At 63.3% G+C, this 13,527-nt stretch carries 19 protein-coding genes and 1 pseudogene; 10 read left to right on the top strand and 10 right to left on the bottom strand.

The window, feature by feature from the left end; translation table 11 throughout:
* Positions 1-38 precede the first annotated feature (38 nt).
* Positions 39-175: pseudogene (locus tag AXW84_RS26625) on the top strand (hypothetical protein); the annotation flags it as partial.
* 172 nt (positions 176-347) lie between these two features.
* On the opposite strand, the gene AXW84_RS21670 reads toward AXW84_RS26625, so the two are convergent.
* Together AXW84_RS21670 and AXW84_RS21665 are read right to left on the bottom strand one after the other, a co-directional pair.
* The gene (locus AXW84_RS21670) at positions 348-629 is read right to left on the bottom strand and encodes a GIY-YIG nuclease family protein (protein ID WP_068238363.1); all 282 of its coding nucleotides are present in this window, start codon (positions 627-629) and stop codon (positions 348-350) included.
* Between the two features lie 125 nt (positions 630-754).
* Entirely contained in the window at positions 755-1,714 is a 960-nt protein-coding gene (locus AXW84_RS21665) for a ribonucleoside-diphosphate reductase small subunit (protein ID WP_068238361.1), read from the bottom strand.
* Positions 1,715-2,245: 531 nt separating this feature from the next.
* On the opposite strand from AXW84_RS21665, the gene rplU reads away from it, so the two are divergent.
* Together rplU and rpmA are read left to right on the top strand one after the other, a co-directional pair.
* The gene (rplU, locus tag AXW84_RS21660) at positions 2,246-2,551 is read left to right on the top strand and encodes a 50S ribosomal protein L21 (RefSeq protein WP_068238359.1); all 306 of its coding nucleotides are present in this window, start codon (positions 2,246-2,248) and stop codon (positions 2,549-2,551) included.
* Between the two features lie 110 nt (positions 2,552-2,661).
* Entirely contained in the window at positions 2,662-2,937 is a 276-nt protein-coding gene (gene rpmA / locus AXW84_RS21655) for a 50S ribosomal protein L27 (protein WP_068238357.1), read from the top strand.
* A gap of 88 nt (positions 2,938-3,025) precedes the next feature.
* Here rpmA and AXW84_RS21650 read toward each other — a convergent pair whose 3' ends face one another.
* Genes AXW84_RS21650 through hemW form a run of 4 tightly spaced genes read right to left on the bottom strand, consistent with a single transcriptional unit; the run spans position 3,026 to position 5,953 of the window.
* Positions 3,026-3,667, bottom strand: coding sequence for a hypothetical protein (locus AXW84_RS21650; protein ID WP_068238354.1), 642 nt, complete (start codon positions 3,665-3,667; stop codon positions 3,026-3,028).
* A gap of 59 nt (positions 3,668-3,726) precedes the next feature.
* Complete coding sequence (locus AXW84_RS21645; RefSeq protein WP_068238351.1) at positions 3,727-4,398, bottom strand: alpha/beta fold hydrolase; 672 nt, start codon at positions 4,396-4,398, stop codon at positions 3,727-3,729.
* Positions 4,395-4,808: a hypothetical protein gene (locus tag AXW84_RS21640; protein WP_068238350.1), complete on the bottom strand. Its 414-nt coding sequence runs from the start codon at positions 4,806-4,808 to the stop codon at positions 4,395-4,397. Before AXW84_RS21640 ends, AXW84_RS21645 begins: the two co-directional genes overlap by 4 nt.
* Positions 4,805-5,953: a radical SAM family heme chaperone HemW gene (gene hemW / locus AXW84_RS21635; RefSeq protein WP_068239910.1), complete on the bottom strand. Its 1,149-nt coding sequence runs from the start codon at positions 5,951-5,953 to the stop codon at positions 4,805-4,807. Before hemW ends, AXW84_RS21640 begins: the two co-directional genes overlap by 4 nt.
* A gap of 74 nt (positions 5,954-6,027) precedes the next feature.
* On the opposite strand from hemW, the gene AXW84_RS21630 reads away from it, so the two are divergent.
* Both AXW84_RS21630 and AXW84_RS21625 read left to right on the top strand, forming a co-directional pair.
* Positions 6,028-7,905, top strand: a complete 1,878-nt coding sequence (locus AXW84_RS21630; RefSeq protein ID WP_068238349.1) for a BamA/TamA family outer membrane protein — start codon at positions 6,028-6,030, stop codon at positions 7,903-7,905.
* A gap of 184 nt (positions 7,906-8,089) precedes the next feature.
* The gene (locus tag AXW84_RS21625) at positions 8,090-8,476 is read left to right on the top strand and encodes an Hsp20/alpha crystallin family protein (protein ID WP_068238347.1); all 387 of its coding nucleotides are present in this window, start codon (positions 8,090-8,092) and stop codon (positions 8,474-8,476) included.
* A 232-nt stretch (positions 8,477-8,708) separates the two neighbouring features.
* Here AXW84_RS21625 and AXW84_RS21620 read toward each other — a convergent pair whose 3' ends face one another.
* A complete protein-coding gene (locus AXW84_RS21620; protein ID WP_068238344.1) occupies positions 8,709-9,029 on the bottom strand; it encodes a hypothetical protein in 321 nt (106 codons plus the stop codon).
* Positions 9,030-9,065: 36 nt separating this feature from the next.
* Entirely contained in the window at positions 9,066-9,335 is a 270-nt protein-coding gene (locus tag AXW84_RS21615; RefSeq protein ID WP_236943193.1) for a VF530 family DNA-binding protein, read from the bottom strand.
* 101 nt (positions 9,336-9,436) lie between these two features.
* On the opposite strand from AXW84_RS21615, the gene AXW84_RS21610 reads away from it, so the two are divergent.
* Entirely contained in the window at positions 9,437-10,279 is an 843-nt protein-coding gene (locus AXW84_RS21610; RefSeq protein WP_068238342.1) for a glycoside hydrolase family 25 protein, read from the top strand.
* Positions 10,280-10,375: 96 nt separating this feature from the next.
* Here the strand turns inward: AXW84_RS21610 and AXW84_RS21605 are convergent, their stop codons facing one another.
* The gene (locus tag AXW84_RS21605) at positions 10,376-10,588 is read right to left on the bottom strand and encodes a hypothetical protein (protein ID WP_068238339.1); all 213 of its coding nucleotides are present in this window, start codon (positions 10,586-10,588) and stop codon (positions 10,376-10,378) included.
* 75 nt (positions 10,589-10,663) lie between these two features.
* Between AXW84_RS21605 and AXW84_RS21600 the strand changes: the two genes are divergently transcribed.
* Positions 10,664-11,098, top strand: a complete 435-nt coding sequence (locus tag AXW84_RS21600; RefSeq protein ID WP_236943192.1) for a septal ring lytic transglycosylase RlpA family protein — start codon at positions 10,664-10,666, stop codon at positions 11,096-11,098.
* 14 nt (positions 11,099-11,112) lie between these two features.
* Positions 11,113-11,316 (top strand): hypothetical protein, encoded by a 204-nt coding sequence (locus AXW84_RS21595; protein ID WP_068238336.1) that lies wholly within the window; start codon positions 11,113-11,115, stop codon positions 11,314-11,316.
* A gap of 85 nt (positions 11,317-11,401) precedes the next feature.
* Here AXW84_RS21595 and AXW84_RS21590 read toward each other — a convergent pair whose 3' ends face one another.
* Entirely contained in the window at positions 11,402-11,908 is a 507-nt protein-coding gene (locus tag AXW84_RS21590; RefSeq protein WP_157887180.1) for a DUF6799 domain-containing protein, read from the bottom strand.
* A gap of 219 nt (positions 11,909-12,127) precedes the next feature.
* Between AXW84_RS21590 and AXW84_RS21585 the strand changes: the two genes are divergently transcribed.
* A complete protein-coding gene (locus AXW84_RS21585; RefSeq protein WP_068238330.1) occupies positions 12,128-12,466 on the top strand; it encodes a DUF3140 domain-containing protein in 339 nt (112 codons plus the stop codon).
* A 96-nt stretch (positions 12,467-12,562) separates the two neighbouring features.
* Entirely contained in the window at positions 12,563-13,507 is a 945-nt protein-coding gene (locus AXW84_RS21580) for a J domain-containing protein (RefSeq protein WP_068238327.1), read from the top strand.
* The last annotated feature ends 20 nt before the right edge of the window (positions 13,508-13,527 follow it).

Here is a 13,527-nt window from a genome sequence, read left to right as displayed (position 1 = left end):
AGTGGTTCCGCGCCTACGGCAACGAGCAGTGGAATTCGACGCCCAAGGCCTCGTGCAGCGCCGCGAAGCTAGTATCAACGACGTGGCCATCGCGGAGGAGGACCGGAGATTCCGCTGGCCCCAGGGGGTCCCACGCCTGGCCGATTACCCGGGGTTGACGGAATTGGGAATGTAGCCTCCGTCTGTCATGCTGACGAAGGAAGCATCTTTTCACCGCTGAACGAGCCGTTCCAACGGGAATTGCTAATCGTCTGTCATGCTGACGCAGCAAGCGTCTTCTCACCATTGAACGAATCGTTCCAACGTGAAAGGATGCTTCCTGCGTCAGCATGACAAACGGTCAATAATTAAACCGCCAAGAAATCCCGCTTGGGGTTAACCGTCGCAATTAGTGCCTCTTTTTCAGCCCGCGTCCAGCCCTTCAATTCCTTCTCCCGCGCAATAGCACCATTGATGTCTGCGAACTGCTCCGCATATAGCAAATTGCAACAGAAATAGCGGCCAGCAAACGTTTCTGGGGCCCCACGATTACCATAGTGCTGCGCCAGGCGGCGAGCTAAATCGTTCGTCACGCCAATGTACAGTACTGCTTTCGCGGGATTGGTGGTGATGTAAACGAAGTAGGCCATACGCAAAAAATCGTCTGTCGTGCGGCCGAAGGAAGCATCTTCTCCCGCTGAAACGATTCGTTCAGCGGTGAAAAGATGCTTCCTTCGGCCGCACGACAGACGATTAACGATTTCTGATGAAAGGCTTAGAAATCCTCGTCGAGCGAGAACACGTTGTCGTTACGCTCGCTCATCACGCCGGCTTTCTGGTACTCGGCCACGCGCTTCTCGAAGAAGTTGGTTTTGCCCTGCACCGAAATCATTTCCATGAAGTCGAACGGGTTGGTGGTGTTGTAGATTTTGCCGCAGCCCAGGGCCACCAGCAGGCGGTCGGCCACGAACTCGATGTACTGCGACATCGTCTTGGCGTTCATGCCGATGAGGCTCACCGGCAGGGCCTCCGTCACGAACTCCTGCTCGATGGTCACCGCGTCGGCGATGATGGCTTGCACGCGCTCCGTGGGCAGCTTGTTTTGGAGGTAGCTATAGAGCAGGCAGGCGAAGTCGCAGTGCAGCCCTTCGTCGCGCGAAATCAGCTCGTTAGAGAACGTTAGGCCGGGCATCAGGCCACGCTTTTTCAGCCAGAAAATGGAGCAGAACGAGCCCGAAAAGAAGATGCCTTCCACGGCGGCAAAGGCGACGAGGCGCTCGGCGAAATTCTCGGAGTTAATCCACTTCAGGGCCCACTCGCCTTTTTTCTGCACGGCGGGCACCGTTTCGAGGGCGTTGAAGAGGTAATCCTTTTCCTTAGGGTCTTTGATGTAGGTATCAATCAGCAGCGAATAGGTCTCGCTGTGAATGTTTTCCATCATAATTTGGAAGCCGTAGAAGCAGCGCGCCTCGGGTAGCTGCACTTCCTGCATGAAGTTGACGGCCAGGTTCTCGTTCACGATACCATCAGAGGCCGCGAAGAAAGCCAGCACGTGCTTGATGAAGTGGCGCTCATTGTCGGTGAGGTTGTTCCAGTCTTTTTGGTCCTGGCTTAGGTCGATTTCCTCGGCGGTCCAGAACGAGGCTTCGGCCTGCTTGTAGAACTGCCACACGTCGGCGTTCTGGATCGGAAAAAGCACAAATCGGTTGGGGTTTTCGGCGAGGAGCGGTTCCATGCGGTAGCGGCTAGGGTTGGCGAAAAGACGAAGGGAATGGGCAAGCAAACCGGCCGGCGCGGCCGTTGTTTGGCCGGGCAACAGCGGCCACGCGGGGGCCCCGACTCCAAAGATAGGCAAGTACCGGACTATCAGGGCGCGGAAAAATGCAGATTTTTTTAATCGCATTTTCTCCCAATAAGCTCGTCATTGAGCCGATTTTCCCGGTAGCATCCGGTTCCCAGGCCACCCGTAACACTCCAGTAATACTCCATTAAAACACCGAAAATTCACCCATTTACAGGCACTTATCCACATCACACCTGTGGATAAGTAGGACTTGTCCACAAAATACGCCTTACCTCAATGCAATTCGGGGTCCGGAGACCACACGCGGGGCCCCGGCGGCCGGCGGTGTTATAGGCCACGTTTTGCGCCCGTTGTAGGCCCCGGCAAAACGCCGGGCAAATGAGGATTAACGATTTAGGTTTGGTTTTCCAGAATCAACCGCGTACTTTTGCCTTCCGATTTTCAGAAACCCCGCGCAGACCGATGTACGCTATTGTCAATATCGCTGGCCGACAGACCAAAGTTGAAGCCAACAAATTCGTTTACGCCTACAAGCTGGCCGGCAACGTCGGCGACACCGTGCAATTGGGCAATGCCCTGTTGACCGATGACAACGGCACCCTCACCGTAGGCGCCCCCACCTTGGACGTGGCCGTAACCGGTACCATTCTCGCCCACGTGAAGGGCGACAAGGTGCTCGTCTTCAAGAAGAAGCGCCGCAAGGGCTACCAAAAGATGAACGGCCACCGCCAGGATTACACCAAAGTAATGATTAACAGCATCGGCTAGGTTTTGAGCTTTTAGCTAACGGCCAGTGGCTGTTAGCTTTTTGCTTTACCTAAGTGCTGTATTTTTAAATAGCTAGCAGCCAACGGCTGGTAGCTAAAAGCTCCAACAAAATGGCTCACAAGAAAGGTGTCGGCTCGTCGAACAACGGCCGCGAATCGCATTCCAAGCGCCTCGGCGTGAAAATTTTTGGCGGGCAGACGCTCATCGCCGGCAACATTATCGTGCGCCAGCGCGGCACCAGCCACCACCCCGGCGCCAACGTGGGCATTGGCAAGGACCACACGCTGTTCGCGTTGGTTGACGGCACGGTGCAGTTCAACAAAGGCCGCAAAGACCGCTCGTTCGTGACGGTGGTTCCGGCCGTGGCCGAAGCCGCGCAAGCCTAGCTCCCAGCATTTTTGCCTTCGGGCAAACAAACAAGAGGGCTGCTCCTACCGGGGCAGCCCTTCTGTGGTTTCGGGCAGCCGCAATTGGCTAGTGCCCGAAATATACCCGCAGGTTTACTTGGGCCGCCACGGCCCAGGCGTGCGCCGGCGCTTGTTCGGGGCGGTAGTAGTACTGCGCGGGGGCCTGCAAGCCGAGGCCCGCGTTGGCATCGAATAGCAGCGGGTGGCCGGCCCAGCCGCGCTGCGTGCCCACCAGCGCGTACACCCCGGGCACGAGCCGGGCCGGTACCGTGCGGCTGCGCCCCCGGCCGCGCGCGGCGGCCAACGCTTGCCACTCGCCGCTGCCCTCCAGGGCCAGGTAGTCACCGAACCGGGCCGGGCGGCGGGCCACCGAATCGTTGGCGCGGGCGTGGTGGTAGTAGTAGCGTGCGCCCAGGGCCCCGGTGCCACCCACCAAGGGTGGCGTGGCTTGGGCCCGGCGGTTGCCCCCGACGCGGCCCGTGGGCAGGTAGGCTTCGGCTTGGGCATAGAGGCTGAGTTGGGGCCCCACGCGGTACTCGGCCCCCAGCGCCAGCGGCACCACCAAGCGGCCGCGCACGTCGGGGCTGATGACCAAGTGGGCGAGGTTGAAGCCTGCCTTCAGCCGCAGCCGGTGCGGCAGGCTCTGCGCCCGCAGGGGCTCCGCCCCGACGGCCAGTGCCACCAACACAATTGTTTTGAACAGCCGCATGGGGAGCAATAAAAGCCCGAGGATAGTTAACTTCCCAAGTTAATTTCGAATTCCTTGAATCAGCGGCTATTATCTGCCAACTGATTCAGAAACTGGCTAATCTGGGCGGCGTGGCTGACCACCAAGAAATGCCCGGCACCGGGCACCAAGTACTCAATGCCCGCGGCGGGGGGCGGCAGCAGCCGGTCGTGGGTGCCGTGCAGGCGGGCGGTGGGCCCCGGGCCAGGCACGCCCCGCCAGCGCAGCAACTGCCCGATGGCCCACTGGGCAAACACTGGGTCGGTATCGGCGATAATTTGCCGGAGCAACGCGTATTCGCCCTTGGTTTTCACGCCGAACGCCCACTTGGCGGCCCGGGGCAATTTCTGGAGCAGCGTTGGGGGCACCAAGCGGTCCAGGCCCGTGGCACGGGCTACGCGCAACGGCCAAAGCAACTCGTGGGGGCCCGCCAAACTCGAAACTAGCACCACCCGCGCCAGGGGCCGCAGCTGGGCAATTTCCAGCGCCAACAGGCCCCCAAACGACACGCCGACCAGCCAGCAAGCCTGCGCCACCGGCACGGCCGCGGCCAGCCGGGCGGCGTAGTGCGCCAGCGTCTCGGAGGCCGATTGCAGCGGTAACCAATTCATTACGTGCACTTCACCTACCAGTTGCCAGCGCTGGAACACCCGCTTATCGGCTCCCAAGCCCGGAATGAGGTAGAAAACGGGCCGCGCCGGGGCCCCGGTCACGAATCGAGCCGCACGTACACGCCTTCTAGGTAGAAGATGTTGTGGGGCTGAGGGTCGTCCTCGCCTTCCTCATCGGCGGGGTAGGTCACGGAGAGCTTGAGGGCCACGCTGGGCAGGGGCACGGGTGGGGCCTCGTCAGAATTGAACTCGAGCAGGGCGGGCCACTCGCTGGCGGCCAGGGCATCGGCTACCTCCTCCTGGAGGGTTTCGGCGCGGTCGGCGGTGAGGCGCAGCAGCGTATCGAGGGACTGAAACGGCAGGGCGAGGTGGAAAAAATGGGGCTCGTGGTCGAAGTCGGTGGTGGCCCACACGGTCACGTCGTCGGTGTTGTCGAACACGATGGCCACGACGTACACGTGCTCCACGAAGAAGTCCACGTCGTCGGCCAGGCTGTCGCTCAGGAGTTTCATGCACCCGCGGGGGCCGCTTGGAACAGTTCCAGCGTAATCTGGTCGGCCAGCAGCTTGCCCGCGTCGGTCAAAGTAAGCACTTCCTGCTGGATGGTGGCCCAGCCCTGGGCCGTAAGCGTGGCCAGGTAGGCCGGGTGGGCCCCCGCTAGGTCGAGGCCCAGCGCGTCGCGCAGGTGGGCCAGGTCGCAGCCGCGGGCCGTGCGCAAGGTGGTGAGCAGGTACTCGTTGGCCCGGTCGCGGGCCGTCAGTTCCTCCACCGTGGCGGGCACCTCGCCGCGCTCGAGCACTGCGGCCACGTACTGCGGGTTGTTGGCCACGGTGAACTGGCGGTTCTGGCCGTCGAAGGAGTGGGCGCTGGGGCCCACGCCCAGGTAGGGCACGCCGCGCCAGTAGTTGCCGTTGTGGCGCGACTCGCGGCCCGGGCGGCAGAAGTTGCTGATTTCGTACTGCCCGTAGCCGTGGGCACGCATCTGAGCCAGCAGCAGCTCAAACTGCACGGCCACGAACTCGTCGGGCGGCGCGGCAAAGGTGCCCTTGCCCTGGCGGCGGCCCAGCAGCGTGTCGGGCTCGATGGTGAGGGCGTAGGCCGACACGTGGGGCACGCCGAGCGCAAACGCATTAGCCAGGTCAGCCTCCCAGATGTGGTGGCCGGGTGCGGGCACGCCGTAAATCAGGTCGATGGACAGGTTTTCGAAGCCCGCGTCCTGAGCCCGGCGCACGGCCGCGGCCGATTCGGGGGCGGTGTGGGCCCGGTTCATCAGGCGCAGGTGTGGCTCGTAGAAGCTTTGCAGCCCGATGCTGAGGCGGTTGACGGCGGTGGCCGCCAACTCGGTCAGCTTGGGGCCCGTGAGGTCGTCGGGGTTGGCTTCGAGGGTAATTTCCGCCCCCGGCGCCACGGCAAAATGCCGGTGAATGGCCGCAAATATTACTTCTAACTCGCTGGCCGTAAGCAACGAAGGCGTACCGCCGCCGAAGTAAATGGTATCGAGCACCACGTGGGGCCCCAGATAATTTTGGCGCAGGGCAATTTCCTGCACCAGGGCGTCCACCAGGCGGCTTTTCAGCGCCAGCGAGGTGCTGAAGTGGAAGTCACAGTACGAGCAGGCTTGCTTGCAGAATGGGATGTGGAGGTAGAGGCCAGGCATGGGCGGCAAAACGGGGAAGGCGGCCGTTTTACATTCGGGAAATTAAACGCCGGCTGGCGCGTTATCGTCCCCGAATGTACGTCCGGTTTTTTCTGCGTTTTGGGTGGCTGCTGGGTCTGGCGCTGCGGCTGGGGGCCCCGGCCGCCCGTGCCCAAACGCCCACCCTCGACCCCGCCGCGCCCAACCAGCCGGGGCTGGCCTCCCCCCCGCTGCCGCCGCCCGCCGCCGCGCCCCGCGCGGCCGGGGCCCCCAAGCGGCCGGTGCACCTGCGGGTGCTGCGCCTCGACGCGGCGCCCGCCGATGGGGCCCTGCTGCGGCGCTACAAGCTGAAAGCCAGCGTACCCGATTCGCTCAGCGCCCTGCGCGAGCTGCGCGAGCTGGTGCTGGCGCTGCAAGGCGAGTCGTACCTCACGGCCTCGGCCGACAAAATAAAGTGGGGCCCCGACACGGTGCGGGCGCGCATTTTCGTGGGCGAGCCGTTCCGGTGGGCCTACCTGCGCAACGGCAACCTCGGCGACGGCCTGCTGACGCGCGCCGGCTACCGCGAGCGGTTTTTCCGGCAGGCCCCGTTCCGGCCCGGCGAGTGGGCCCAGCTGCAGGAGCGCGTGCTGGCGGAGGCCGAAAACCAGGGCTACCCCTTCGCCACGGTGGGCCTCGATTCGGTGCAGCTCGACGGCCACAGCATTGCCGGGCGGGTGGTGCTGAAGCGCGGCCGGGCCATCGTGTTCGACTCCCTCCAGGTTGTGGGGGCTACCAAAACGCGCAAGCAGTTCCTAACCAAATACTTGCAGATTTTCCCGGGCCAGCCCTACAGCCAGCAGCGGGTGCAGGCCGCCGCTCAGCTCCTGCGCCAGCTGCCCTACCTGAAGGTGCGGGCCGAGCCGGAGGTGCGCTTCGCCCGGGGCCGGGCGCGGGTATATTTGCTGCTCGACGATAGGCCCTCGAACCAGTTCGACGCCATTGTGGGCGTACTGCCCGGCGCCGGCACGCAGGGTGTGCAGTTCACGGGCGACGTCACCATCAACCTGCGCAACCTGAAGGGCGGCGGCAAGCAGGTAGGCTTGCAGTTTCGCAAGGTCGATGCATTATCACAGCTACTTGACATCCAATACGTTCATCCCAACTTTTTCGGCACGCCACTGGAGTTGGCCGGCAGCTTCAACCTGTACAAGCAAACCGACGCCTTCCTGACGGTGCGGCCGCGGCTGCAAGTCACCTACCCGTCGGCGCGGGCCGGGCGGGTCACGTTCTTTGTGGAGCAGCGCAACTCGCGGCTGTTCACCGACAGCGCCGCGTCCAGGGCCCTCACGGTGCTGCCCGAAAACATCGATTCGCAGTACACTTCCTACGGCCTGAGCTACGCCTGGAATACGCTCGACGACCTGTTTTTCCCGCACCGCGGCTACCTGCTGAACGGCCAGGCCGCCGTGGGCACCAAAATCATCACCCGCAACCCCGATTTGCGCTCGGACCTGTACGACAGCCTGGCGCTGCGCTCGACGCAAACCACGCTGGCGCTGCGGGCCGAGCGCTACGCGCCCGTGGGCCGGGCGGGGGTGCTGCTACTGCGCGTGCGCGGCGAAAGCCTGGCCAACCAGCGCCTGTTCCTCAACGAGATGTACCGGCTGGGGGGCCTCAATTCGCTGCGGGGCTTCAACGAGAACCAGTTCTACGCCAGCAGCTACGCCGTGGCCACGGCCGAGTACCGGCAATTCATCGGTGCCGAGTCGTACGTGTTCCTGTTTGCCGACCAAGCTTATTTCCAGCGCGGGGCGGTGGCCAGCCAGGCCGCGGTAACCGACCAGCCCACGGGCCTGGGCGCGGGCCTGAGCTTTCGCACAGCAGCGGGTTTGTTCCAGTTTGTGTACTCGGTGGGGCAGTCGAGCAGCGCTAACCAAGGCTTCGCGCTGGGCAATTCCAAAATCCATTTCGGCATTACAAACCGGTTTTAAGTAGGCGGCCTGCCATTCAACAGCTCTTGAGCAATTTACTAGCCAAATTGGCCGAATGATGCTATTAGCAAAAGTAATAGCCAGCCAAAATGGCTGAAAAGGGCACGAAATGGGGGCCCCGTGGCCCTGGTACGGGCTTTGATAATACTAGAGCGTGGCCGACCCTTTAGTTGGCCCCTCCGCCATGAAACTCATCAGCTCGAAAATAATCCGTGATTTTGCTCCCCAAATGGACCTGCTCAACACCATCGGTGGGGGCGTGGCCCAGCCCCAGGTGCGTCTTGACAAGCGCCAGCAAGGCGTGATTCTGCGGGTGGCGCTGCCATCGGCTTCGCCCGACACGTTCCACGTGGCCCTGCACAACCAGCGCCTGACCGTGTACGGCGCCTACCGCCACCAGCCCGACGACAAGCTTTCGGCCCCGCTGTTCACGCGTGTGCTCGACCTGCCCGCCAACCTCGATGTGGCCCGCATCGACGCCGTGCAACAGGGCCCCGAGCTGCGCGTGCGCATCCCTTACAAACACACCAACGACGAGCCGCGTGAGCTGGACATCCGCCACGAAGACTAGGCTCCTTTTTATACCGCCGGGACCGACCGGCGCCGCCGTCCACTGATAAAGCCGGGACCGACCGGCTACTTTTCTTATCTCCGACTGCTTTCCCACCGCCCACAGCGGTGGTTTTTTTTGCCCCATAATGGCTGCCCGAACGAAGAACTGTCATTCCGACGAAGGAGGGATCTGGGTAAAACCCAAGGAAAATCCCCCGATTCCTCCTTCGTCGGAATGACAGTTCTTTGCTCTAAAACAGCGGAACTAGCAGCACGAAGCTCAGCAGCAGCGCCACGTAGAACCAGCCCTGCACCTGCCCGCGGTAGCGGCGCGGCACGCGGTTGCTGGCCACTAGCAGGGCCCCGATGGCCAGGGCCAGGTGCAGCACCACGAAGGCCATGGCCTTTACCCAGTTGCTCACGATGGTGTTATCTTCCTGGTATTGATTGCTTTCGCCCAGGCCTGCCAGGACCCAGCGCAAGCCAAAGTAGGCCACGGCTTCGAACGCCACGAACCCGAGCAGGCCGGCCAGCCACGCAGGAAAAGCTGTTGGTTGGGGCGCGTCGGCCATGGCGGTTGGGGGTTGAATCGAAGACCTGGCCGAAAATTACGGCCGGGGCCGGCCCAGCACCTCGGCCGTGCGGGCCCGCACGTACAGGTCTTCTACTTTGGTACGGGCCCAGGGCGTGCGCCGCAAAAAAACCAGGCTCGACTTAATGCTCGGATTAACAGCGAAGCAGTTGATTCGCAGGCGCTCATCGAGGCCCGGCCAGCCGTAGGCGGCCAGCAAATACTCGAGGGTGGCGGCCAGCGTCACACCGTGCAGCTCGCGGATGAGGTGGCCCAATTCGTCGCGGGCGTCGGCAGGAAGGGGCACGGCAGCGGATAGAAAAAGAGAGGAAATGGAGACAAAGTTGGCACAAAGTGAGTTGCCCAGGCACGCAACCCGACCGGACCTGCGTTATTTTTGGCAAAGCCATGCCCCGTCTCCACTCCACCCCCGCCGCCCCCGTTGCGCGCCTACCCCGGCGCCCGGCGGCGCGCTGGCTGACAGCAGCGCTGCTGTTGAGCCTGCTGGGGGCCGGTGTGTACTACGCCCGCCACACGGTGCAACTCAACCGCTACGCCCGGCGCACCTGGGCCACGCTCACGCACGGAGGCCTCACGGGGCGCGAAAAAACGCCGCTGCTGGCCGGGTTCTCGGTGCATGGCATCGACGTATCGGCCTACCAGGGGCACATCGATTGGCCCGAGGTAGCGCGCCACGCGGTGCGGTTTGCCTTCATTAAGGCCAGCGAGGGCGTGCGCCTGCAAGACCCGCGCTTTGCCCGCAACTGGCGCGAGGCGCAGGCGGCGGGCATTTGCCGGGGGGCCTACCACTACTTTTCGCCCAACCGCAGCGGAGCCGAGCAGGCGCGCCTGTTCATCCGCACCGTGCCGCTGGGCCCCGGCGACCTGCCCCCGGTGCTCGACGTGGAAGCCGGCCAGTTCCACGACGTGGCCGTGATGCGCCGCGAGGTGGCTACTTGGCTGCGCTTGGTGGAAGCCCACTACGGCGTGCGGCCCATCGTGTATTCCAACCACGGCTTCTACCGCCGCCACCTGGCCGGGCACTTCGACGAGTACCCGCTCTGGCTGGCCCACTACGAGGTGGAGCGCCCCACCCTGCCCGCCGGCAAGTGGATTATCTGGCAGCACTCCGACGAAGCCTACGTGCCCGGCATCCGCGGCACGGTCGATTTCAACGTGTTCCAGGGCAGCTACGCGGCGCTGCTAGCCCTGCGCGTACCGACGCCGGCCACCGCCCCTGCCCACCGCTGACGGGGCCCCGGCCACGAAAAAAGCCGCCCGGCGGCGCTGCTTGTGCCAAGCAACGGCCACCGAACGGCTCCTTTGGGGCCTCAGAGGGCCAGCTACTTACATTTTGGGCGCCATTTTGTCGTCCTTCTTCATCATCTTGGCGTCCTTCTTCATCATTTTGTCGTCACTGGCCTTGTGCTTCATCTTCTTGTCTTCCTTGGCCATCATTTTGGCGTCTTTCTTGGCCATCTTGTCGTCACTTTGGGCCGAAGCGCTGAAGAAAGAAGCGGTGAGGGCGAGGGCAGCTACGAGTTTGAGGGTGGTCTTCATGGTATGCGAAAAAAGGGTGTGTGTGAGTTGTAAGGGGTAATTTTCCGAAAGGTGGGCCGCGGGCCTGAACGCAACATGAAGAACTATTTCAATCGCCAAATCATGCACGGGGGCCCCTGGTCCCGCCGCGCTGCACTAGCCGCCGCCCTGGTAGCAGGGCTGCTGGCCGCCGGCTGCGGCAGCAGCCGGCCGGGCTTCACACAGTCGGGCCAGGGCTCCTACTACGCCAATAAATTCAACGGGCGGCCTACGACCAGCGGGGCCATCTATCGGCCCGGCAAAATGACGGCCGCCCACAATACGCTGCCCTTCGGCACCCGCATCCGCGTCACGAACGTGCGCAACGGCCGCTCGGTGAAGGTGACCGTGAACGACCGGGGCCCCCACGTGGCTGGCCGCATCGTGGACGTGTCGGGCAAGGCCGCCCGCCGCCTCGACTTGGTGCGCGCCGGCGTGGTGCCCGTGAAGCTCGAAGTCATCCGGGCGGCTCCGCGCACGGGCGGCCGCTAGCTACTTTTGCCGCCATGAACCGAAACATCCGCAAGAAAGTCGCCTGGACGTGCCCGCCCGGCCTGGGCCGTTTCGCTGCCCTCGACCACTGGGTGCGCGCCGCCGAAGACGAGGGCTGGTCGGAAGCCGAAGTCCAACAAGTGCTCGACGAGGTGGTGGAGGCCGACGACGACAAGGCTGGCCATGAGGTGCTGGCCTACTATTCGGCCCGCCCCTAACCAGGGCCCCAAAACCCAAACGGGGCCGCCCAGCCAGTAGCTGAGCGGCCCCGTGGGCTCTTGCGGGTGCCGCGGCGGGCGGCGCTTACTTCTTGTCTTTTTCGCGCTTGGCTTTGGCCTTTTCGGTGGCTTCGGCGCGCTTAGCTTTTTCTTTCTCCTTGCGCTCCAGCTCTTTGGCCATTTTTTCGCGCTTGCCGGGGTACTTGATGTCGTACTGCTGAATCTTCAGGATGCTGTCCTGCTCGGCCATCACCTTGTGCGTCGTGACGCGGCCCGTGAGCGAGGCCACGTCGCCCTCGGCCATTTGCACCGTGGTGCCGTTGGGCGACGTGACGAGGCCGGCGGGGCTGACGGTGTAACCGCTCAGCAGCTTTTTATCGGCCGTGAGCGGGTTGGCCAGGCCCTGCTCGGTGAGCACCACGCGGCCGTTCACCATGGCCAGGCCGTCCTTCACGCCGGCGCCCGGCGTGGCGGCTAAGCGCGCCCGGGCCGGCACGGCGGTGCGGCGCGGCGGCAGCTTGGTTTGGGCCTGGGCCCCAGCGGCGCCCAACAGCAAAGCCCCTAAAATTACAAACCGGAACGAAGTACGCATAACGGGTAATTTTTTAGATAAATTGAATTTAAACAGGGATACTCTAAGCAGAAAATTTCCGGACTGAGCAAATGTATTACGCTACCCGGTACCCTACCAAACCCTTATGCAAAACCGGTACCAACGGCGCAGGCGCGGCGGTAAAAACGCGGCATGGCTTCCTTACGTTCAACTGGTACCGGGCTGGGTAGCGCCGGATTAATTAACCTCTCCATTCCCATGGCCACGAAAATTCCCGCTGACGACCTGTACCGCACTTTCCACGAGGAAGTGAACATGACCGCTTCCGAGTTAGAAAAGTGGCTAAAAAGCGACGAGTCAAAAAGCGTAGGCCAAGCCGATAACGGCGGCGAAAGCATTGGCCACCAATCGGGCAAGCGCATCGTTGATATTTTGCATAAAAAGAAGGACGGCATTAGTCCCGACGACGAGGCCCACATGCATAAAGTGCATTCTTACATTGCCCGCCACTCGGCCCAGCGCCCCAGCGGCGACGTGGCTCACACGCCCTGGCGCTACTCGCTGATGAACTGGGGCCACGACCCGCTGAAGAAATAAACAGGCCCCGGGTGCGCAGTTGGCCCCGTGGCCTTGTCTTCGCTGCTTATTGCCGTCATTTGCTGCTCCCCGCCCTCGCTTTTTTACGCATCATCAATGGAATATAAGGATTATTACAAGACGCTGGGCGTAGAGAAAACCGCCACGGCCGAGCAAATTAAAAAGGCGTACCGCAAGCTGGCCCGCCAGCACCATCCCGACGTGAACCCCAACGACCCGGAGTCCGAGCGCAAATTCAAGGAGGTGAACGAGGCCAACGAGGTGCTGAGCGATGCTGACAAGCGGAAGAAGTACGACCAGTTGGGCGCCGATTGGCAGCGCTACGAGCAGCAGGGCGCCGGCCGGGGCCCCGCGGGCGGGCGCGGGGCCCCCGGCGGCGGGGGTGGCTTCGACTGGGGCCAGTACACGCAGGGCGGCGGGGGCGGCAACCCATTTGGCGACGAAGGCGGTGATTTTTCGGACTTCTTCGGCTCCATTTTCGGCAATATGGGCGGCGGTGGGGGCCGTAGCGCCCGCCCCGGTGCGGGCCAGGACTACCAAGCCGAACTGGAGCTAAGCCTGGAGGAAGCTTACCAGGGCGGCCCGCGCACCATCACGGTGAACGGCAAAAACCTGCGCCTGACCGTGAAGCCGGGCGTGGCCGATGGCCAAACCATCCGGCTGCGCGGCCAGGGGGGCCCCGGCCGCAACGGGGGCCCCGACGGGGCCCTGCTCCTCACCTTCCGCCTCGCGCCCGACGCGCGCTACGCCCGCACCGGCAACGACCTGACCCAGGACGTGCCCGTGGACCTGTACACCGCGCTGCTGGGCGGCGAGCAAACCGTGGCCACGCTGGGCAGCCCGGTCAAAATCAAAATCAAGCCCGAAACCCCGAACGGCACCCGCCTACGCCTGCGCGGCAAGGGCTTCCCGGTATACGACCAGGCGGGCCAATTCGGCGACCTCTACCTGCGCCTGACCATTGCCCTGCCCCAGCACCTCACCGACGAGGAGAAGGCGCTGTTTGGGCAGCTGGCCGCGCTGCGCGGCACCGAAGCGTAGCCGTTGCTTTTCCCGATTTA

It is taken from the genome of Hymenobacter sp. PAMC 26628 (genome assembly GCF_001562275.1).
Lineage (GTDB): Bacteria > Bacteroidota > Bacteroidia > Cytophagales > Hymenobacteraceae > Hymenobacter.
This window is presented reverse-complemented; position numbering and strand designations above follow the sequence as displayed.